Origin of the sequence: Flavobacterium sp. HSC-32F16 (genome assembly GCF_024171645.1) — a bacterium.
Taxonomy (GTDB): Bacteria; Bacteroidota; Bacteroidia; order Flavobacteriales; family Flavobacteriaceae; genus Flavobacterium.
This window is the reverse complement of the sequence record NZ_JALKAC010000008.1, coordinates 90,905-111,885: the sequence shown is the minus strand read 5'-3', so window position 1 is coordinate 111,885 and position 20,981 is coordinate 90,905. Positions and strand designations below refer to the sequence as shown.

Sequence of the window (20,981 nt, the reverse complement as noted above, 5' to 3'; positions counted from 1 at the left end):
AACAGCATCAACAACTAAATCTCAACAATGAAAACAAATTTCAAATTTTGGCTTTTACTCGCACTTACAGCAATTGCCTTTCAGGGATGTCAGGAAGAAGATTCTATTATTCCCGAAGAAGTGGTGGTTTTACCTCCGGAAACTGTTACAACTGTAGAAGGTTTTTATCTTCTTAACGAAGGTAATATGAACATGAACAAAGCTTCGTTAGATTATTACGATTACGGAACCGGAGTTTACAAACGCAATGTGTACGGACAAGCAAATCCTGATGCAACTTTAGGCTTAGGCGATGTTGGAAACGATATTGGCATTTACGGTTCTAAACTTTATACAGTAATCAACAATTCTAACAAAGTTGAAGTTGTAGATGTCGTTACCGCAAAACGTCTTAAAGTAATTGATGCTAAAAATTGCCGTTACATAACTTTTGCCAACGGAAAAGCATATTTAAGCGCTTATGACGGCGATGTACAATTGGGCGATAGCTCTACAAATGGTTTTGTTGCCGAGATCGACACCACTTCTCTTGCTGTTACAAGAACCTTAAAAGTAGGCCGTCAGCCAGAAGAAATGGCAATTGTGGGCGATAAACTGTATGTTGCCAATTCAGGAGGATACAGCCCGCCTGATTATGAAAAAACCGTTTCGGTAATCGACTTAAAAACTTTTACAAAAATTAAAGATATAGAAGTTGCCATAAATCTTCACAGAATTGAAGCTGATGAAGATGGAGATTTGTATGTAAGCTCTAGAGGCGATTATTTTAATATTCGTCCTAAATTATTTGTAATTGACACCAAAACCGATAATATCAAAAAAACCTTTGATATTTCCTGTTCAAATATCACAATTGCCGGAAACAAAGCCTATATAATTGGATCTGAATTTAGTTTTACAACTGGCGAATCGATCATTAATTATTCGATGATTGATGTTAAAACCGAAACTTTACTCTCTGAAAGTTATCTGCCAAAAGCTGTAAGCGATGAAATTGTAATGCCTTACGGAATTGCAGTCGATCCAGTTTCTTTAAATGTTTACGTAACAGATGCCGGAGATTATGTTTCACCCGGGAAATTGTATTGTATTGATAAAAACGGCGCTGTAAAATTTACTGTAACTACGGGAGATATTCCGGCTCACTTTGCTTTTAAAACTAAAAAAACAATAATTAATCCATAAACCTTAAATTAAAAAAAATGAAGAAAATTTTACTAGCATTGTCGGTGGTCCTGCTACTGTCAGGATGTTATAAGGACGATATTAACGATCTTAAAAACGACGTCAATGACTTGAAAAACAGAATGGCACAATACGAAAACCTGCTTGATGTTTTAAATAAAAGATTGTACGTTGTAAGCTACGAAACTAAAGACGGAAGTTATGTTATTACAATGAGTGACGGATCAAAACTAACGGTTCGCAACACTTCTTCTTTCATAAAAATTGGAGAAAACGGAAATTGGTGGATCGATGGTGTTGATACCGGAACATCTGCTAAAGGACAAAGCGGAGATAAAGGTGAAGCTCCAAAAATTACTATTAGCACCAACGGAAACTGGATTATCGACGGAACCGATACTGGAATTTCGGCATCTGGTCAAAAAGGAAAAGATGCAGCTGAAATTACTTCGGTTTCATTAGCAAACGGAATCATGACTTTTACTTTTGCAGACGGACGCACCATCAGCATTAACGCAAGTGCTCCGGAAATTACTTTACCAAATCCAGCAGGAGGTTTTGCTGTTGATAAAATGCAGTGGTTTAAAGTTGAAGCAAAAACAGCAAACGCTTCGGGCGCTACTTATAAATGGCTTGTAAACGATCAGGAAGTAGCCACAACTACTGATTTATTTTATGTTTTTGCTAATGCCGGAACTTATAATGTTGAATTTAGAGCTAAAAACGGCGTAGGCGAAACTTCTAAAAATTTCACTTTAACGGTTGCAGATAAAACCTATTTAAACAGAATTTCTCGTGTTTTTGATTTCTTCCCTGCTCCGGGACAATTTACAAATACACTGCCTGCTGCAACTGCTGCAGATACAGACGAAACAATACGGGCAAAAGCAGAAACGGCTTTAACAACTGGAGGCATGGTAAGTCTTGGCGGATTTGGAGGCTATGTATTATTTGGTTTCGACCATACTATTATAAATAAAGACGGAAACGATTTTATTGTTTCGGGCAATGCATTTAATGACTGGGCTGAGCCAGGAATTGTAATGGTTTCTTATGATGCAAACGGAAACGGAATATCGGATGACGAATGGTTTGAAATCGCAGGTTCTGAGCACAATAAAGAAACTACAATTAAAAACTACGAAATAACATATTACAAACCAGAAACTGAACCGGCAAACGCAAACGAACCTAACTACATTCGTTGGACAGACAATCAGGGACAAACTGGATATATTGCAAAAAATCAGTTTCACAAACAATCTTTCTATCCTTTATGGAAAGGAAACACTATTACTTTAAAAGGAACTTTCCTTAAATCTAATATTTACGACAAATCAGGAACAGGTTCAAACTGGGCAAATCCGGCTTATGAGTGGGGATATACAGACAACTGGCGTGATGATAATGTAAAAGCTCAAATCGATATCAGCTGGGCGGTAAACACAAAAGGCGAATCGGTAAAACTAAAAGGAATTGACTTTATTAAAGTTTACAATTCAAATCGTGCCGCAGGCGGATGGTTAGGAGAAGTCTCAACCGAAGTCTTAGGCTTTAAAGACCTAAATTTACCATAATTTAGAAATCATGTTTTTGGAAATTAAAGCCTCAGTTTTTCTGGGGCTTTTTTAATTACACACTAACCTAAAATCAATCAACACGTTACGCAAAACAAACATAAATTGTGAATATCTATTTCACTATTTACCAGATTTATTTTGCTGTAAAATCTATCTTTGGCATCCTTAAAAAATAGAAAAGATGAGCGCAATTTGGTACGAATGCAAAGTAAAATATAGAAAAACAGATGAAACTGGAGGCCAAAAAGTTTTAACAGAACCTTATTTGGTAGATGCAGTATCTTATACAGAAGCCGAAAAAAGAATTAATGAAGAAATGGCGGCTTATATTAGTGAAGAATTTAAAATCACGAATATAAAAGTGGCAAATTATGCCGAAATACACCCGTTTGAAAATGCCGATCGCTGGTTTAAATCAAAAGTTTCTTTAATTGCTTATGATGAAGAAAGCGGCAAAGAAAGAAAATCAAACATGTATATGCTGATTCAGGCAAATGACGTGAGAGAAGCTTACGACAATACAATTCATGTAATGAAAAACACAATGGGAGAATATTCTATTCCTGCCATTTCTGAATCGCCAATTATGGATGTTTTCCCTTATTTCAGCGGTGAAGAAGAAGAAACCGAAATGCTCGAAAGATTCAATGCATTAAAAGCTTCAAAACCTGCAAAAGCAGATGAAGAAATAGTTGATCACATGGAATTTGAAACCGCAGCAGAGGAATAAACTTTCCTAAATTCTAAAAAAAATAAAACTTTAATAAATTGGCTTCAGAGAAATCTGAAGCTTTTTTATTTTCTGGCGGTAAAACTTACAAGCCTTTTCAAATCAAAATAAATCCTATATTCGTTATACAAAACCATTTACAACCAAACCACATTTCCATGAACAAAAGAACACTGATTTTAATTGGGTTTATTATTCTAAAATTTGTTCTGCAATACGTTTTAATAAGTCCCGAATATGATTTGCAGCGCGATGAATATTTACATCTCGATCAGGCAAATCATTTGGCCTGGGGTTATTTATCGGTTCCGCCCGTTACCTCATGGTTTTCTTATATTATTTTGTTACTTGGAAATTCTGTTTTCTGGGTTAAGTTCTTCCCTGCCCTTTTTGGCGTTTTAACACTTTTAATTGTCTGGAAAACTATTGAACTTTTAAAAGGAAATCTTTACGCTTTGGTTTTAGGCGCAGCGGGTATCGTTTTTTCATCTCTTTTAAGAATCAACATGTTGTATCAGCCCAACTCATTTGATGTTTTGTGCTGGACGGCATTTTATTATATTTTGGTACAATATATTATTTCAAAAAAAACAAAATGGCTCTACATTGGAGCCGTTGTTTTTGCCTTTGGATTTCTAAACAAATACAATATTCTCTTTCTCCTTATCGGACTTTTGCCAGCACTTATTCTTTCTAAACAAAGAAAAATATTAGCTGATAAAAATGTGTATTTCGCTTTATTTTTAGGATTGATCCTGATTTTACCCAACTTATTATGGCAGTACAACAATCAATTTCCCATTGTGCATCATATGAAAGAATTAGCCGAAACACAATTGGTAAATGTAAACCGTGCCGATTTTTTAAAAGAACAGTTTTTATTTTTTATAGGTTCGCTCTTTGTAATTCTTGCTTCATTTTATGCTTTATTATTTTACAAACCATTTGAAAAATTCAAGTTCTTTTTTGCCTCGATAATCTTTACCATATTGGTCTTTTTATATTTTAAAGCCAAAGCCTATTACGCCATCGGTTTGTATCCTGTATATATTGCTTTTGGTTCTGTTTTTCTTTCAGATGTTTTAAAAACAGGATGGAAACGGTATTTAAAACCTGTTTTTATTGCCCTTCCTCTTTTGTTTTTTGTTCCGATGTATTATCTGGCTTTCCCAAATAGAAGTCCGGAAAAATTAGTTGCCGAAAAACTGGAAACACATCGCTGGGAAGATGGAAAAGAACACGATTTGTCTCAGGATTTTGCCGATATGCTGGGCTGGAAAGAACTGGCCCGAAAAACGGATTCGGTTTATGCTTTGTTTCCAAAATCAGAAAATACATTGGTTCTTTGTGACAATTACGGACAAGCCGGCGCCATTAATTTTTACACCAAAAAAGGAATTAAAGCTGTTTCTTTTAATGCCGATTATGTAAACTGGTTCAACTTAAATATATATTACAAAAACTTAATTCGGGTTAAAACATTTGAAGAAAACAGCACTGAATTTAAAGAAACAAGTCCGTTTTTTCAGTCGGCTTTTATAGCAGGCGAAATCACAAATAAATACGCCAGAGAATACAAAACAACGATTTTTGTTTTTACAAATGCCAAAATCAACATCAATAAAAGACTGGAACAGGAAATTAAAGAAGAAAAAAATTACGCCGATTAATGATTGATTTTACGAATATAGAATATTTAAAAACTGGAAATCCGAGACAAATTCAGGCTTACAAAATCTTAACCCGAAATAAGGTTTTAGAAATGCTGTCTGAATTTGATCCAATTTTAGTCGGCACAATTCCTATAAATATTGATATTGAAAACAGCGATCTCGATATTATCTGCTGTTGGAAAAACAAAGCTGAATTTATTGACACAATCACTTCTGCCTTTAAAAATGAAACCGAATTTAAAATTTGGGAAAGTAATATCGATGAACGCGAATCTATAGCAGCAAACTTTAAAATAGATACTTTCGAAATAGAAATCTTTGGACAGAATGTTCCAACTCAAAACCAAAATGGTTACAGACATATGATTATAGAATATAAAATTCTGGAATCAAAAGGTGAAAACTTCCGTTTAGAAATCATACAACTCAAACAAAACGGTTACAAAACTGAACCTGCCTTTGGTAAATTATTAGGTTTAAACAAGAATCCATATCTGGAATTACTCGAATATAAAATCTAACTCCATTTAAACCAAAAACCAATCGACTATAAACCAAAGTGTTACATTTAAAAATGAATTTAAAAAAAATAAATCATTAATTTCTTTGCATAACAGTATTTAGTGTGTATCTTTGCACCCGAAACATCGCGGGATAGAGCAGTAGGCAGCTCGTCGGGCTCATAACCCGAAGGTCACAGGTTCGAGTCCTGTTCCCGCTACTAAAAACAAGCTTCAGAGAAATCTGAAGCTTTTTTTTTACAAAATCAGGCACACGTCAAAAATGATCAATATTTGATTGATTTTATTTACGTACACAAGATAAAAATCAATAATTTATTTAAAATTATAATATAATCGTAATTACAATGCTTAAAAAACACAACCCCCAGATTCTATTTTTTATTCTTTTAAATTTATTTTTCTCCATCAATTCCTTTTCTCAAAAAAGTATTTATGCCGGAATTGAAATTGGACGAAGAGCTATAAAAGTTTCGGTTCTAGATGTAAACAACATTAAGAAAGCAGATTATAAAATTCTTTCTTTCTGGACTGAAAGAATTCCTTTTGCTGATCATATTGCCAATAACGGAGAACTTACCCTTGAAGACATCAACAGAGCTACTCTTACCGTTTCTGATCAATTAAAGAAAATCAGAGCCGAACATAAAATGCCCGAAGAAAATATCTTTATTGTAGCAGCTCCTGTTTTTGCATCTGCCCGCAATATTGATGTTTTAAGAAACAAAATCACTTCGCTTACTAATAAGGATGTTGAAGTTTTAAATGTGAACGAAGAAGCTAAAACACTAGTAAAAGGCGCTATGCCTCCGGTTGATTATGCTAATGCTTTTCTTCTAGATATTGGCGCACAAACTACTAAAGGCGGTTATATCGACGAACTGAAGGACAACAAATTAGAATTTATTCCTTTAGAAATGGATTTTGGTACAATGACACTTACAGATGCTGTACAAAAAACGGTTTTAAATCCATCTCAGGTAAATGATATGTCGACTTACCAGGAAAAATCTTTTGATTTTAACTCGGTTCTTCGTAAAAAAGTAAAAGATCTTTTTGAAAAAAATCCTCTTTTATTTAAAAAAGAGAAAATATATTTATCAGGAGGTGCTGTTTGGGCATTTTCGACTTTGTTTTATAATGAAAATGTAAAAGAACATTATATTGCTTTAACTCTTCAAGACGTTATCGATTACGATGCAATTCTAAAAAATAACTTCGGTAAGTTTACCTCTCTGGCAAAAACTAATTCAGAAGCAGCGAGAGTTTTAAGCACATACGAACAAAAATATTTAATATCAGCAAACAACATTCTTCTTTCATGTCTGGAAGCTATTCCAAATTTAGAAACAAAGAAAGTGTACTTTGTAAAAGAAGGACAAGTAACATGGCTTATCTCATTCATTGCAGATCGTTCTAAAAAAGTAAATACTAATTTTTAAAACATCTGTTTTTATAATACTTAAAAGGCTTCAGAAAATCTGAAGCCTTTTTTTTTATGATTTCCCATCAGCCATTTGTTTCATTTCACTAAGAAACTCAAATTCGTCTAAAGGAATAAGCTGCAGAACAACTTCAAGCATAAGCGCAACATTAATAGATTGATCTTTTCTTGTTTCTGAAATTTTATGCTCATCATGTTCTAATGCCAAAACACAAAGTTTAAGCATATTTGTTATAACACAGCCTAATTCGTAGTAATCCAATAACTTGATTTCTGCAGTATAACAACCTTTTTCATCTTCTGCTGATTTTAATGTATTTAGAAACTCCGTTGTTAATTTTTTAATAGTATTCATTTCCATATTTTCATCACTTTTATAATTAGTCATTTTTCGAATAAATTATTCTAAACACACATAAAAGTTATCATACAAGATAACCTGTTTAGTCAAATATATAACAAAATTTGAATTATCATAAAAGATAATTTATTTTGGAACAAACCCTACAACAAAAAGTCGGAAAACGAATTCAAGAAATTAGAATTCAGAAGAATATTTCTCAACAGCAATTAGCTGCAAAGTGCAACTTTGAGAAAAGCAATATGTCTCGATTAGAAAATGGAAATGCAAATGCAACACTTTCAACTTTAGAAAAAGTTTGTGATGCATTACAAATAGACTACGCAGAATTATTTAAATTCTAATATTGCCTATCCATTTTTAAAATAAAATTTCAAAGTAAAATAAAGCTTCAAAAAAACTCAAAATGAAAATTTCTTTAAAGCCAAATTACATTAAATCATCAAATTTAATCTTTATCTCTGCTTTTCTTGGATTGATAAATTTTTTAATTTCACCGGAAATACTTTCATCAAAATCGGGGTTAAAATCAGGCATCATAGCTATTTTAGTAGTTCTGATATTGGCATTACTCATTCGATTTGAAATAACCTGGACTAAATATGTTTTATTAGTTTTAATTATTTTGGGAATGAATGCACTTCCTCCAGTTATAAAATACGAATTAGCTCATCATCCTTTAAATGGCATCATACTTATTTTACAATCAATAGTACAACTTTACGCTGCTTTTCTATTATTTTTTTGGCAAGTTTAAATAATATGAGGAATAAAAAAAAGTAAAAAAAAAAGACTGTCCTCAAAAAAAGAACAGTCTTCAAAATATATTTTCAATAAAAACTTATGCTCTAAACAAAGCAAATTTATTGTAGTTGTATAAAACCTTATCATAAGGAACATAAAGAGAAGTTATTTTCTCTGACGATTCGTCGAATTTAATTCCGTTATGTTTTCTAAATAAGTAAATTTCTTTTAAACAATTTGAAAGACTTTGATGAATTTCAGTTGTAAAAACCGGCAGTTTTTTATCGCCAACCAATAAATCGATTTGGTAATTAGAACTGCTTTTAGAAAGATTGTTTCCAATAATTCGTATTGTAAATGTAGTCGACTTTCCGTATTGTTCACCCTGATATTGTAGTGTCATAATTTTAGAGTAAAAAGGTTAATATTTTGTTCTCAACTTAATTAGAATTGAATCTAATTTATAAAAAAAATTGACTGCTTTAAAACTTAAGTCAAAATTTATTGAGACAAAGTTAAATATTATTTCAAAGTCCTGATACAATTTAGAAATAAAAAAAAGCCGTAATAGTACGGCTTTTTCGCAATTAACTAAATATATTTAATCAACTTGTTTCAACGAGTAAAATTCATTCATAAGCACGATTAATTTATTGTTATAGGTTCATTTTTTCTTTCTTCGTTTATGTCCAACAAAAATGGATTTCCACTGTTATCAAACATCGTCATATTTAAAGCATCCAGCACGGTCAGGTTTCTCGATACTGAGCCTTTAAATTTATTATAAGAAAGGTTCAATTCAGACAAATTAGATAATTTTTCTAATTCTTTCGGAATCTCTCCTTCAAAATTATTATTGAATAAACTCAGGTTTTGTAAAAAAATTAAATTCATTATATCTGAACTTAAATTACCCGAAAATTTATTACCATTTAAAAGAAGCACTTTTAAAGTTGAAATTTTATAAAGCGAATTGGGCAATGCACCTTTAATTTCATTATCTGACAAACACAGAACCTGCAGTTGATTCAACTTCCCTATTTCTGCTGATAATTCTCCTTTTAAACTGTTTTTATGCAAATCTACAGTGACTAAATTTATTAGATCAACGAATTCTGCAGGCAATTCGCCCTGCAGATTATTATTGGCTAAATTTAGAGCTGTTACTTTTCCATTTTCGGTATGAACTCCATACCAGGTCGAAACTGACAACGATAAATCCCATTTAATTTTCCACTGCGAACCATTCGTCGCGTGATAGATTTTAATCAGCACGTCTTTCTCTTTATCTGAAACAGTATCTGCAAAAATATTTAGAGAAAAAACAAACGCTAAAAAAAGTGTTGTAAAGCTTTTCATAACCAGACTTGGGGGACTATGTTTTTCTTGCATCAAAATTATATAATTACTAGATATAATGCACCATTTGTCGATAAAGTGTTGATAAATAAAAAATGTAAGATTTAACCTTCTTTTAAAATATCATCTGCGTTATTCTTTTTTGATTAATTTTGAAACAACTAATTATAAAAACCTAATATTATGGAATTTAACTTTTACGCATTATTAGCTGCAGCAGTTGTAACCTTACTGGTTGGCTTTGCCTGGTATCATCCAAAAGTATTTGGAACAATCTGGATGAGAGAAAGTAATCTTACTGAAGAAGATCTTAAAAAAGGAAGTATGCTCAAAATTTTCGGGCTTACTTACATTTTCTCCCTAATGATTACAATGACATTGATGTCGTTAACCATTCATCAATCCGGCGCCGTTGGCATGGTTGGAGGCCCGCCTTTAATTGCAAGTGCAAAACCATCATTTGCCGCTTTCATGGCCGATTATGGAACAGCTTACCGCACATTTAAGCATGGTGCTTTACACGGTTTTATTTCGGGGCTGTTTTTTGCTTTGCCTATAGTAGGAGTTAATGGTTTATTTGAAAGAAAATCATGGAAATATATTTTTATTCACGCAGGATACTGGATTGTTACGCTTACTTTTATGGGAGGCATTATCTGTGCATATGCATAAATTAAAAATTTAGAAACCCGTTTGAAACCAAAACTCAAACGGGTTTTTCTTAATAATAACTTAAAGAAAGCTGGTTATTATAAATATTATCTAATTTTGAAGAAATTAGCTCACACTTTTGAATACAACTTATTCTTTTCAAATCTATAACAGCACGTCATTACTGCCTTCAGAATGGAATTTGCTGGCCTCAGACAATATTTTTTTAACACGCGAATACCTGGAAGTCCTCGAAAATTCCTGCCCGGTAAATATGGTTTGCCATTTTATTGGCATTTTTAAAGAAACCAAACTTATTGGAATCGTTTTAACCCAATTTTTATTTGCCGAAAAATTAGAATCTTTTGGAGAACGTGATCAATGTTTAAAGACTTCTGTGCGCAACTTTGCTCTTAAAAATTTTGCTTCGCATGTATTATTCATAGGAAACAATATGCTTACCGGCCAAAATGCTTTTGCATTTAATGAAAATGTAAAAGAATCTAAAGCCATTAAAACACTGCATAAAGCCATTAATCAGCTTAAAAAAGATTTGAAAGCAAGTGGAAAAAAAGTTCACATAACCAGCATAAAAGATTTTACTGCTAAAGAAATTGAACCGCTGCAAGCCGAATTTAAAAACAATTATACGTTTTCGACACAACCCAATATGCTTTTTGAAATCAGTGAAAACTGGAAATCAGAACAAGATTATATTGATGCGCTTTCAAAAAAGTACAGAGATCAATACAAACGCGCCCGCAAAAAATCTGAAGGAATTCAGAAACAACAAATGTCATTGGCTGATATCCGAAAATACGAAGATGTTATTTACGATTTATATTTTCATGTAGCCAAAAATGCGCCTTTCAACACCTTTTTCCTGGCAAGAAATCATTTTAGTTTTTTTAAGGAAATCATGAAAGAGGATTTCTTATTGTACGGCTATTTTTTAGACGAAAAACTAATTGGTTTTAATACATTGATAAAAAACGGAAAGGTTATGGATACTTATTTTTTAGGTTATGACGAAAGCATTCAGCGCGAAAAAATGTTGTACTTAAATATGTTGTACGACATGATTGCCTATTCTATTAAAAAAGGTTTTAAAGAAATTGTGTTTGCCAGAACAGCTCTTGAAATTAAAAGTTCTGTGGGGGCAAAACCGGTAAAAATGTACGGTTTAATAACGCACAGCAATGCTTTGATTAATCATAATATTGCCCGTTTTTTTAACTATCTGGAACCTAAAACGGAATGGCAGGAACGTAATCCGTTTAAATAAACAGGTCGCTCCTATGGAGCTTTTTACATTTAATTTTTCTATAAATATTACCTCTTCCAGAGCTTTTTAAAATCTGTTAAAAAAGCAATATTTATAGAAAAAAAATCATTCATGCTTCAAGCCCACCGGAGCGACATATCTATTTAAGATTAAGGAACTGCTAATTTCATTTGTTTATGCAGAATATGAATTTCTAATGATTTCTGCGCTCCGCAATATTCTCCGTCAATTTGAAAATGAACCGGATAATTTGTTTTTATTTCCGCTTTATCTGTAGAAATAATTACAATATCTTCAGAATCAATTGGCATATTTCCGGTGATAATTTTCCCGATTAAAAGCAAATCCAAACTTTTCAAAATCACCAATTCAAACTTTCCGTCGTTCATCGCACCATTTGGATTTATAATTACGCCTGTTCCGTATTTTTGCGAGTTGGCAACTACAATCATTCGCGCCACATGTTCAACTGTTTTATTGTTTGCCGAAATAGTCGCTACGAAAGGCTCTTCAGATTCTGTTAAGGTTGTAAAAGCCTGAAGTGCATAACCCCAAAATCCGCGTACATCGCTTTCCTCATAGTTTTTTACCAGATTTGCATTCAAACCAAGATCGCTTAAATGGATACTTTTTTTACCGTTAATGCAAATCATATCCATTTCGATATAATGATGTAAAAAGGCTATTTTTAAGTTCTCTTCGATACCCGAAGGCAAATTCAAATCGACCGAAAGTCCGTTTGCAGAGCCAGCTGGTAAAATCCCAATAATTACATCGTGTTCTTCCATGGCTTCGGCAACCATTTTAATAGTTCCGTCACCGCCGGCAACAATAATTCGTTCTGGCTGATATTGCTTATAAAGCATTTGTATTTCTTTTATATCATTTTTTCCGGTAGTTTCATACACTTCCAGATTAAAATGATTTGTCGCTGCAAATTCCTGAACAGCCTCGATCAAATCTGACTTATCAAGATCGCCCGAAATAGGGTTTACAACAAATATGATATTCTTTTTCAATTTATTTATTTTTAAAAACCAATTAAAATAATTAATTTACAGTACAATATAAAAGTACACAATTAATGAAACCAATTTTACAATTATATCGAGGTTATGCCAATGAAGAAGAATTAATTGTAATGGGGCATGTTTTTAAACGAACGTATGAGTATGATTTTCAGAAGAAAAACATTAAAAATGCACGTTCGATTATTAACCAGTTTAGAATAAAAACAATTCAAAACTTTGATGTTTACCTAAAATGCAACAATCAGGAAATCCATACTAAAACGCTGGACGACGGTTATTTTAAGTTTTGTATTCCGCTTGAAAAAGAAATTCATTTTGGATGGATGGAATATGAAGTAAGTATAAAATATGAAGGCAAAACGATTACTTCTAATGCTAGTTTTATACGACCGCACAAAGGCAATCTTGGAATTATCTCGGATATTGATGATACTTTTTTGATTTCGCATACGCGGAATATTTTCAGAAAAATGTACATTTTACTTTTTAAAAATGTAAATGACCGAAAAGTTTTTAAGGATGTCGTGACGCATTATCAGGCTTTAAGTTCGGCCGGACGAAATAATAAAGGGGAAGAAAATGCTTTTTTTTATGTTTCTAGCAGTGAATGGAATTTGTACCGATTTATTGTAAAATTTACTAAAATACATCAACTTCCAAGAGCTGTTGTTCTGTTAAAAGACATTAAAAGGGGAATTACCGATTTCTTTATGAGCGGAAGAGGAAATCACGATCATAAGTTTGATAAAATCAAGCATGTTTTAGAGTTTTATCCCAACTTAAAATATGTTTTACTTGGAGATGATTCACAGCACGATCCGGTTTTATATGAAAGAATCTGCAAAATATTTCCTGTTACGGTAATTGCGGTTTATATACGGCAGACAGGAAAAAGTAAAAAAACGGAAGTAAGAAAAATCATGAAGAATCTAGAATCCCTGGATGTTTCTATTTGTTATTTTAAAGAAAGCAGCGAGGCTATTGCGCATTCTAAGTCTATTGGAATTATTAAATAGTTTTTGTTTCAGGTTTCAGGTTTCAGGTTTTTGAACTGAATGAATATTTAACCGCAAAGCACGCTAAGATTTTTTGATCTGCGAGGTTTCATATAACGCAAAGTTCGCAAAGCTATCTAGTTGATAAAGCTTTGCGAACTTTGTGCATTATAAATACAGACCATAAAAAATCTTAGCGTGCTTTGCTTTGCGGTTAAATTTACTCGTCAAAATTGTAACCTGAAACCTGAAACAATCTTAACTAAACATTAAAATTATCAATCTCTTCCTGAACGATTTCCCAGTCCAGAAGCAATTGATCTAAATCTTGTTTCTTTTTGTTATATGCAGTAAAAAATGATGCATCTTCGATATGTTTGTCATAATTAGAAGCAAGCAGTTTATCATCGTGCTGAATGTCTTTTTCTAATTGTTTAATTTGACTTTCAACTTTGCTTAAACGGTTTTGAAGTGCTTTTCCTTTTTTCTGGTCTTCGTATGATGTTTTATTGTTTTCTTTTGGCGCTGCCGCTTTTATGACATCTTTTTTCTCTACTTCACGCATATTTTCAAGATTGCGCTGTTCTAAGAAGAAGTTAATATCGCCCAGATATTCTTTGATTTTTTGATCTTTAAATTCGTAAACAATATTCGACATCCCTTGTAGAAAATCCCTGTCGTGAGAAACTAATAATAATGTTCCTCCAAATTTTTGAAGTGCCGCTTTCAAAACGTTCTTAGATTTAATATCTAAGTGGTTTGTAGGCTCATCCATCAGCAAAACATTAATTGGCTGCAATAGTAATTTACAAAGTGCCAAACGGTTACGCTCGCCTCCAGAAAGTACTTTTACTTTTTTCTCTACATCATCGCCGCGAAATAAAAATGATCCCAGCATATCACGCACTTTAGATCGGTTTGTGTCTGTTGCAGCATCTTCCATTGTTTGCAGCAATGTGATTTCGCCATCCAGATATTCAGCTTGATTTTGAGCAAAATAACCCAATTGTACGTTATGCCCTAATTTGATGTTTCCTTGGTATTCAAATTCGTCTACAATCGCTTTAATAAACGTTGATTTTCCCTGACCATTTTGTCCCACAAAAGCAATTTTGCTTCCGCGTTCTACCAATAAATCAATATCTTTTAAAATAACTTTATCTCCGTATGCTTTGGTAACGTGTTCTGCTTCGATTACTACTTTTCCTGGTTCTTTTGAAACGGGAAAAGAAATATTCATTACTGAATTGTCATCTTCGTCAACTTCGATTCGTTCTACTTTATCTAATTTTTTAATTAACGATTGTGCCATCGAAGCTTTTGAAGCTTTTGCACGGAATTTTTCGATTAACTTTTCTGTTTCTTCAATCTTCTTCGCTTGGTTTTTCTGTGTTGCCAATTGTTTTTCGCGAATTTCATGACGCAGTTCAAGATATTGAGAATACGGTTTATTAAAATCGTATGCTTTTCCTAAAGAGATTTCGATAGTACGATTCGTTACATTATCAAGGAACATTTTATCGTGCGAAACGATTACTACAACTCCGGGATAATTTCTAAGGAAACTTTCTAACCAAATGATACTTTCGATATCTAAGTGGTTGGTTGGCTCATCCAGAAGCAATACATCATTTGATTGTAATAATAATTTAGCCAATTCGATACGCATTCTCCAACCTCCAGAAAATGTTTCGGTTTGATTATTAAAAACTTCTCTTTTAAAACCAAGTCCTAAAAGGATTTTCTCTGTGTCTCCAACATAATTATAACCACCAAGAAGATCAAAACGATGTGTATAATCAGATAAATCTTCGATGATTTGTCCGTATTCTTCACTTTCATAATCAGTTCTGGTAACCAATTGATGATTGATTTCTTCTAATTTTTTTTCTACAACTTTAATTTCGGTAAAAGCTTCATACGCTTCTTCTAATACAGTTCTTCCCTGCTCAAAGTCAATATCCTGACGTAAAAACCCCATTCGGATATCTTTTTCCTGAGAAATAACTCCAGAATCCGGAGCAAAATCTCTTGCTAACATTTTAAGCATTGTAGATTTACCTGCTCCGTTTTTACCAACAAGACCTACGCGGTCGCCGGCGCCTAAACGAAAGGTAACTTCTTCAAATAAATATGTTCCTCCAAAAGAAACCGAAAGATTGTGTATATTAAGCATAATTTCTTGACTATTATTACAGGCAGTAAAGGTTTTAAGTACATTATTATCCCTTTACTTTTTGAAAGTGCAAAAGTATGATAATTAATTTAAGTTTCGACTGTCCCTTTAAAAACAAATGTGTACCTCATTTTTATCTTTAAATTATATACAAAATCAATTGATGCCATAAAAAAACGGATGGAAAATCAAATTGATTTTCCATCCGTTTTAATCTATAAAACTTTATTTATTCTGCTGTTTCCTCTTTTGGCTCCGGCAGTAAAATTGACAATAATACTGATATTACCAAAATTCCTCCAATAACGATTAACGAATAGATTGATTCGATATGATAGAATGGAGCAATAATCATTTTAACACCAATAAACGAAAGAATAATTGCCAGTCCGTATTGTAATTTGCTGAATAAATGAATGAAATTATCTAATAAGAAGAACAATGCTCTTAATCCTAAAATGGCAAAAATGTTAGACGTATAAAGAATAAATGGATCATTTGAAATTGCAAAAATCGCCGGAATAGAGTCAACTGCAAAAAGTAAATCTGTAAACTCGATTACGGCTACAACTACTAAAAGTGGTGTTGCTAATTTTTTTCCGTTTTCGTATGTAAAGAATTTATCTCCGTCGTATTTATCAGAAACGCTGAAAAACTTTCTAATTAATCTTGCTCCTCTTGTATTGTTGTAGTCTTCATCGTCATCTTCATCACCTGCAGACCAAGATTTGATTCCTGCATAAACAAGGAACAATCCAAAAGCCGTCATGATTAAATTGATATCGTATTTGAAACCTTCTACTCCAACAAGGCTTAATAGTTTGTTTAAATAAGTAAGTTCTATTAAAAAAGCTCCTGAAAATATAAATATAGCTCTTAAAACTAATGCTCCTATGATACCCCAAAATAAGACTTTATGCTTATTTTCGTTTTGTACATCAAAAAATTTAAAGACCAATATAAATACAAATAGATTGTCTACAGAAAGCGCTTTCTCGATCCAGTATGCTGATTGAAATTCATAAAATTTGGCAGCACCTGCAAAGTGATAGATCAAACCACTAAAAATCATTGCTAAACTTATCCAAACTAATGACCATGTTACAGCTTCTTTATTGCTTACTACATGACTTTTCTTGTTGAAGATTCCTAAATCTAACAACAGCATGATCACAACTGCGACCGCAAATACTATTATTAATCCTGGATGTTCTGAAAAAATAGGGTGTTGATTCATTTTAAATATTAATTAGGTTAAATTTTAAATTATTTGTTGGCCATTGTAACTACTATAACTCTGCCGCCTTCTTCTTTAGAAAGCAGTATTTTTTTTCCATCTGTAAGCTCCAGCATTGTCCCTATAGGGATTTCTTTATCCTCAGTAACATCTTTTAATGATGTTAGTTTTTGATTGACAAATACCCACTTATCATTGTAAAACGTAAAATAACCTACAGGCACTTTTTGATCTGCGGTTAGTTTTTCATTTCTGGCAATATTACGATTAACGTGCCATTGAAACAAATATTGATCGTTATAAACCATTAATCTGTGATTCTCGGGTTTCCAAACCGTTTCCTGAAATTGATAATACAGATCTAAAACCGGAAGCGTGCCTTTGTGCGCTGTGTTGCAAAACGGACATCTTGGTGTGTTAGTATTGTCAAAAACATACCATTTTTGTTCGCAGGAAACATTATGGCATTTCTGCATTAAATCTGTTGTTTTAAGCAGTGCTATTTCCCATTCTTCGGCGGTTGGCCTTTGCATTGGGTTATGTAATCCGTCTATAAAAACTTTATCAAACAAGGTTTTTAAATACGGCCCTGTAATCGTATAAGGCAATTTGGTAATATCTGCCCAGGGCAAATCCCATTTTGAAACCTGATTTAATTTTGGGCGATTCATTGGATCCGTAGGATGCTCTATAAACATCGCTTTTTCTCCCATCGACAATAAATCATCTTTTTCGGTATCCAGATCATGCACTTTCCCTCCTTTTAACGGATGTCTGTGCAGTAAAAGCATATAAATTAAAACGGGCAAAGCATGAAGATCTGTTAATCTGTTTGGGAGTTTTCGGTTTGGATCTGCTTTGTCTAAATGTTTGGTCGAAAGTACTTCTGGAGCGATAAATTCTGCTGTTCCAATTACTTCTGCCGGAAATAAACCTGGAACCACCAATCCATCTAAATCGATCATGCAAGCTGATTTACTAATTGGATCGATTAAAACATTATTGTACGACAAATCAGAATGTGCCAATCCCATTGCGTGCATCTTTTTTACGCCTCGGGTTAAATTAACACAAACCTGAAAATAACTCAGCCAGTCTCCTAATTCTGACTTTGCTACACGAAGCGGGAAATTTGGATTTCTAAATTTTGAACCCGCAAACCATTTTCCGTTTTTTTCTTTTCCCTGAATTAAATCACTGGTTTCATATCCTTTTTTAAAGAAAAACTTCGAATCGTAAATGGGCACAATAATTCCCGTTAACCCTTTATGTTCAATAACGTCAGTCGGCCATCTGTAAACTTCATTTAAATAATAATCGCCCGCATCCCCGTTTTGAATTTGTGCCAGATATTTATTTGTTATTCTCTGAAGTCTTTCTTTTTGGTTAAAATCTAATTTATCCCTAAAAATAGCCACAACATATTTTCTGTCAGGACTAAAATAAACATCTTTTACACCACCGCGCATAGGTTCGCCATTATCAACAAATTGATAAGACTTTGCGGTGTCATTAATTGATTTTACTGTAATCGTGCTCATACTTAATAAATTATAGCAAGGGTTCTGTCATCGTGATTTCCCGGACTCCAAAAATCCATCCAGGCCGAAAGCTGATTCGCAATATCAGTATTTTCTTTATCAAAATCAACTTTAATTCCTTCTTCATTTTTCCCTTTTAAATCTTCGAGGAATTCGTTCCATTTTTCTACTTTCTCCAAATTGGCTTCCACTACAAATTTAGGATCGTAAATTCCGTCTGTCATCAACATTAAATAAGAGAAATCATCAACAAGTTTAAAACCAAATCGGGTTGAAAATTTATCGCTTTGAAAAATTTCCGGCATGGTAATAAAACGTGTTCCGCCGCCAAAATCACCAACATCAAGCCAGTTCATTAATTTAATTTCTGTTAAATCTTTGTTTAATAGTCCGATTGGGCAGTCGCCAACTCCAAATGTCAGAATTGCATAACCGAAATCGTATTTTTTAATTAAAGTAAAGATTAAAGTGGAATGGAAATTTTTGAGATCCGTTTCATTTGTGATCGCAAATTCTTCTATTTTTTGATGTGCAAAATGAGCCGCTTTTGAAAGGTTATCATATACAAAACGACTTATTTTTTTTGAAGTTTCATCAGTTACTTTATAGTGATGTTCAATTAAAACCTGATCAAATTCTTTTAAATTTTCTGCATTCAAATTATCTTCAAAATATTCAATAACTGAATTACAGGCTAAGTTGGAACCTTTTCTGGACAAACTTGCAGAACCCGCTCCATCTGAAACTGCCAAAATACTCCAGCCAATTTCTTTTAGGTTTTTAAAAGCATAATCATCTTCTCTAAAAGATCCTTTATTGGCATGACTTCTTCCTCTTTTTGAAGCTATCACAATATTTTTATCTAAAAATTGAGCTGTAACAGCTTGGTTGTCCGGTTTCCAGAAAGGATCTTTTTGATCACTTTCTATATTTTTCCACAACGATTTTGGATCTGGATTTATAATAAGTGTTATTATTTTTTCATTTAAAACAGTATCTTCTGCCTCGCCTTCTATTCTAAATAATAGTGTTATTTTTAAATCACCGCTTATTATCGGAATTCCAAAAAGTAATTCATCTTTTTCATCAAATATAAGACCTGTATTTTCTAAACCTTTAATTTCAAAAGAAATAAAATCATTCCAGCCCAAAGTATTGAAATCAATCTTTGCTTCGTATTTTTTGTTAACCGTGCCATTTGGTATTGAGACAGTTTGTGTCAAAATATCGTCAATTCTGTTTTTCAATATCCAATTCTGCATAATCATTTTTTGGTTTTCCTGAATTATTTTTACTGCATTGACATTTTGTTCATTTGAAGCGAAAGCAGCAAAAAGGGCCGCTTTATCTGCAGAAATATCTATTTTCTTTTGTGATAAAAAAGACTGAATATATCTTTTAGTCTCTTCCATAATTTATCCCTGCGTTCTGTTTACATCAAATCCGCCTTCGCCGCAACCGTAACTTCCCTGATTGTTACACCACGGACAAGTACTTATATCTTCGTCACCAATACAGTGTATACTTCCGCATACACAAACCGCAAAAGCAATTTGATTACCGCAGCAAGGACAGGTTGGCCCGCCAATAAGCTCATCTGTATTTACTTTATTGTTGAAATTTCCAGAATCGGCTAATTCGAAATAGGAATTATCGACTTGATAAGCACCTACTAACTTGTAATTTTTAGATGACAATTCGATTCCGGCATATATCGATTCTGCAATAGTTTTACGGTATTTCATTAAATACGGTCTTTTTGTATTTTGACATTTTCCGTTTAAAACCACAAAATTATCATCGACATATTGACGGTTCGGAGTTTCTTTGGTTAAATCTATTTTCGAAAGTGTTTCTCCGTCTAGTTTTGCCAATTCAAAACCACTCGAATTGTTTTCGACACTTATACTGCTGGTTTTTATGGAATCTGTTACCCATTTAAAAAACTCTTTGTACGATTGTACGTTTGTGTTTTTAAAATGTAAAACATTCTCTGTAAGCTCACCTAATAATTTTGTATCTGTTTCACTGCCAAAAGAGATCGCAATTAAGTTGGCTGTTCGCTGCCAGTTTTGTTTCCATTCGTTTATGGCTGCCTGGCTGTCATCTGTAGGAACTCCGTCTGTAAACAAGAAAACTATTGGCTTCCAGTCGCCTTTTACCTCATAAGTTGTTTTAACGATGTTGGTTCTTAATTCATACATTAAATGCCCTAAACCTTTGCTTAAAGATGTTCCGCTGCCAATTGGAAATTTTGGCGGATAAAAGCTCACGATTTCCTGTAAAGGAACTAATGTTTTAGGCTGTCCTGCAAATACTATTATTGAAACATAAACAGTTTCTAGGGCATGCGGATCTGTTTTTAATGCCTGAATTATGGTGGCTAGTCCTTCTTCAACTTGTTGAATTGGCTCTCCAACCATTGACTCCGAAATATCAATTAAAAAATATATGGGTAATCTTCTCAT

At 33.0% G+C, this 20,981-nt stretch carries 20 protein-coding genes and 1 tRNA gene; 12 read left to right on the top strand and 9 right to left on the bottom strand.

Translation table 11 applies throughout. The annotated features are described in order from the left end of the window. Positions 1 to 27 precede the first annotated feature (27 nt). From L1276_RS19435 to L1276_RS19405, 7 genes are all read left to right on the top strand, one after another. Positions 28 to 1,185, top strand: coding sequence for a YncE family protein (locus L1276_RS19435; RefSeq protein WP_253790785.1), 1,158 nt, complete (start codon positions 28 to 30; stop codon positions 1,183 to 1,185). A gap of 17 nt (positions 1,186 to 1,202) precedes the next feature. Continuing rightward, positions 1,203 to 2,762: a PL29 family lyase N-terminal domain-containing protein gene (locus L1276_RS19430; protein ID WP_253790783.1), complete on the top strand. Its 1,560-nt coding sequence runs from the start codon at positions 1,203 to 1,205 to the stop codon at positions 2,760 to 2,762. Positions 2,763 to 2,946: 184 nt separating this feature from the next. Beyond that, positions 2,947 to 3,495 carry a DUF4494 domain-containing protein gene (locus L1276_RS19425; protein WP_253790781.1) on the top strand — a complete coding sequence of 183 codons (549 nt, stop codon included), beginning with the start codon at positions 2,947 to 2,949 and terminating at the stop codon, positions 3,493 to 3,495. 158 nt (positions 3,496 to 3,653) lie between these two features. After that, positions 3,654 to 5,165 (top strand): glycosyltransferase family 39 protein, encoded by a 1,512-nt coding sequence (locus L1276_RS19420; protein ID WP_253790779.1) that lies wholly within the window; start codon positions 3,654 to 3,656, stop codon positions 5,163 to 5,165. Beyond that, entirely contained in the window at positions 5,165 to 5,689 is a 525-nt protein-coding gene (locus L1276_RS19415; RefSeq protein ID WP_253790777.1) for a DUF4269 domain-containing protein, read from the top strand. The genes L1276_RS19420 and L1276_RS19415 overlap by 1 nt, the downstream gene beginning before the upstream one ends. 127 nt (positions 5,690 to 5,816) lie before the next feature. Beyond that, positions 5,817 to 5,889, top strand: a tRNA-Met gene (locus L1276_RS19410). Between the two features lie 147 nt (positions 5,890 to 6,036). Beyond that, positions 6,037 to 7,131, top strand: coding sequence for an exopolyphosphatase (locus L1276_RS19405; RefSeq protein WP_253790775.1), 1,095 nt, complete (start codon positions 6,037 to 6,039; stop codon positions 7,129 to 7,131). 54 nt (positions 7,132 to 7,185) lie between these two features. Here the strand turns inward: L1276_RS19405 and L1276_RS19400 are convergent, their stop codons facing one another. Further along, complete coding sequence (locus L1276_RS19400; protein WP_253790773.1) at positions 7,186 to 7,521, bottom strand: hypothetical protein; 336 nt, start codon at positions 7,519 to 7,521, stop codon at positions 7,186 to 7,188. A 104-nt stretch (positions 7,522 to 7,625) separates the two neighbouring features. Between L1276_RS19400 and L1276_RS19395 the strand changes: the two genes are divergently transcribed. Then, entirely contained in the window at positions 7,626 to 7,838 is a 213-nt protein-coding gene (locus L1276_RS19395) for a helix-turn-helix domain-containing protein (RefSeq protein ID WP_253790771.1), read from the top strand. A 62-nt stretch (positions 7,839 to 7,900) separates the two neighbouring features. Then, a complete protein-coding gene (locus L1276_RS19390) occupies positions 7,901 to 8,251 on the top strand; it encodes a hypothetical protein (RefSeq protein WP_253790769.1) in 351 nt (116 codons plus the stop codon). Between the two features lie 84 nt (positions 8,252 to 8,335). On the opposite strand, the gene L1276_RS19385 is transcribed toward L1276_RS19390, so the two are convergent. Next, positions 8,336 to 8,641, bottom strand: a complete 306-nt coding sequence (locus L1276_RS19385) for a hypothetical protein (protein WP_253790767.1) — start codon at positions 8,639 to 8,641, stop codon at positions 8,336 to 8,338. 242 nt (positions 8,642 to 8,883) lie between these two features. Further along, positions 8,884 to 9,597: a Two component regulator three Y domain protein gene (locus L1276_RS19380; RefSeq protein WP_253790765.1), complete on the bottom strand. Its 714-nt coding sequence runs from the start codon at positions 9,595 to 9,597 to the stop codon at positions 8,884 to 8,886. 183 nt (positions 9,598 to 9,780) lie between these two features. Here L1276_RS19380 and L1276_RS19375 point away from each other — a divergent pair, with 183 nt between their 5' ends. After that, positions 9,781 to 10,269, top strand: coding sequence for a DUF1761 domain-containing protein (locus tag L1276_RS19375; protein WP_253790763.1), 489 nt, complete (start codon positions 9,781 to 9,783; stop codon positions 10,267 to 10,269). A 118-nt stretch (positions 10,270 to 10,387) separates the two neighbouring features. Continuing rightward, positions 10,388 to 11,533 carry a GNAT family N-acetyltransferase gene (locus L1276_RS19370; protein WP_253790761.1) on the top strand — a complete coding sequence of 382 codons (1,146 nt, stop codon included), beginning with the start codon at positions 10,388 to 10,390 and terminating at the stop codon, positions 11,531 to 11,533. 149 nt (positions 11,534 to 11,682) lie between these two features. Here L1276_RS19370 and L1276_RS19365 read toward each other — a convergent pair whose 3' ends face one another. Next, positions 11,683 to 12,552 (bottom strand): diacylglycerol kinase family protein, encoded by an 870-nt coding sequence (locus tag L1276_RS19365; protein ID WP_253790759.1) that lies wholly within the window; start codon positions 12,550 to 12,552, stop codon positions 11,683 to 11,685. 65 nt (positions 12,553 to 12,617) lie between these two features. Here L1276_RS19365 and L1276_RS19360 point away from each other — a divergent pair, with 65 nt between their 5' ends. Then, positions 12,618 to 13,580: an App1 family protein gene (locus L1276_RS19360; RefSeq protein WP_253790756.1), complete on the top strand. Its 963-nt coding sequence runs from the start codon at positions 12,618 to 12,620 to the stop codon at positions 13,578 to 13,580. 241 nt (positions 13,581 to 13,821) lie between these two features. On the opposite strand, the gene L1276_RS19355 is transcribed toward L1276_RS19360, so the two are convergent. The 5 genes from L1276_RS19355 to L1276_RS19335 all read right to left on the bottom strand — a co-directional run bounded on the left by L1276_RS19355 (position 13,822) and on the right by L1276_RS19335 (position 20,981). After that, complete coding sequence (locus tag L1276_RS19355; RefSeq protein WP_253790754.1) at positions 13,822 to 15,735, bottom strand: ABC-F family ATP-binding cassette domain-containing protein; 1,914 nt, start codon at positions 15,733 to 15,735, stop codon at positions 13,822 to 13,824. 229 nt (positions 15,736 to 15,964) lie between these two features. After that, positions 15,965 to 16,972 (bottom strand): TerC/Alx family metal homeostasis membrane protein, encoded by a 1,008-nt coding sequence (locus L1276_RS19350; RefSeq protein WP_253790753.1) that lies wholly within the window; start codon positions 16,970 to 16,972, stop codon positions 15,965 to 15,967. Between the two features lie 29 nt (positions 16,973 to 17,001). Beyond that, on the bottom strand, positions 17,002 to 18,513 hold the full coding sequence (locus tag L1276_RS19345; protein ID WP_253790751.1) for a helix-hairpin-helix domain-containing protein: 1,512 nt from the start codon (positions 18,511 to 18,513) through the stop codon (positions 17,002 to 17,004). 2 nt (positions 18,514 to 18,515) lie between these two features. Next, positions 18,516 to 19,925: a PP2C family serine/threonine-protein phosphatase gene (locus L1276_RS19340; protein ID WP_253790749.1), complete on the bottom strand. Its 1,410-nt coding sequence runs from the start codon at positions 19,923 to 19,925 to the stop codon at positions 18,516 to 18,518. Positions 19,926 to 19,928: 3 nt separating this feature from the next. Continuing rightward, entirely contained in the window at positions 19,929 to 20,981 is a 1,053-nt protein-coding gene (locus L1276_RS19335) for a TerY-C metal binding domain-containing protein (protein WP_253790747.1), read from the bottom strand.